The sequence below is a fragment of the Companilactobacillus halodurans genome, from assembly GCF_009600985.1.
GTDB classification, from domain to species: domain Bacteria; phylum Bacillota; class Bacilli; order Lactobacillales; family Lactobacillaceae; genus Companilactobacillus; species Companilactobacillus halodurans.
Genome location: NZ_VDFP01000271.1, coordinates 1 through 1052, shown reverse-complemented (window position 1 = coordinate 1052; position 1052 = coordinate 1). Strand labels below are relative to the sequence as shown.

Genomic DNA, 1052 nt, shown 5'->3' with positions numbered 1-1052 from the left:
GATAAGGAATTTTTGGATTTCTTGTATGAAAACGGCATTGCTATTGAACAACGTAGCGGCGTTATAGTTCCAATGAATCAAGATGTTGCTAAGACGAAGATTGATTCCGAAGGTACTTTAGAAGGATTGATGGCATCACAGACCCAATGGCTTGAATTGCTTTCAACACTTGGAATCGCAACTAAACCACTTAATTATACTGATCAGGAAATCAAAAATAAGTGTGTTGCAATTACAGGTAATTTCTTAAATACCTTGTCAGATGAACAAATTACTCAAATGCTTTCACGTAACTTTGTCCTATTGGACGGGGATGCAGTAGTTATTTTGAATAATCGTCATCTATTGGATTTGATAAATGCGACAAGTATTGAAGTTATCAAGAATCGTTCTGGACAACAGTCATTTGAGCAATTTGACGGAGAAACGATTTCTGGTATCAACAATCCAAGATTAACTATGTTAACTCATACCGGCAATTATGTAAAAGTCGATTATAAAACTCCAGTTCATGTACATTCTTCAGCTTATGATCGTTTTGAGAATCAATTGGGACCTGTAACTGTCAGTGATGATAAATTTTACATTTTACCTATGACGGATTCTCCAAAATACGGTTGGCAAGCTCAATATACTGATATTCGTGAAGGAGATTTAAAACATTTCTTTGAAGAACAGTTAAGCGTTCCACATTTAGTCAACATGTACAATTGCAAGATGGTCATTGACGAAAATCAATCTAAAATGATTATCAGCAATTGGTCGATTGATGACATTGACGGAATTAATTTCTTCTTAAAAGACCGAAATGTTAAGAAAGTTTCAATCACGTATCGTGATTCGAACAATCAATTACAAAACGAAGTCTTAGACGCAACACTTGATTCAAAAGGAATCTATCACGTTGACTTCACTGTTAAGGAATTAGCAGTTATTCACGTTCAATTCTTAGATTAAAAATAAATAGAGAAGGGATTCAATATCATGTTTACTAAAACAGACCAAGAACTAGAAAAAATGGGTGCTAAAATTACAACCCGTGAAATTCAACA

Annotated in this window: 1 pseudogene; it reads left to right on the top strand. The window is 34.1% G+C overall.

The window, feature by feature from the left end:
- A pseudogene (locus tag FHL06_RS14535) lies at positions 1 to 957 on the top strand (hypothetical protein); the annotation flags it as partial.
- Positions 958 to 1052 lie beyond the last annotated feature (95 nt).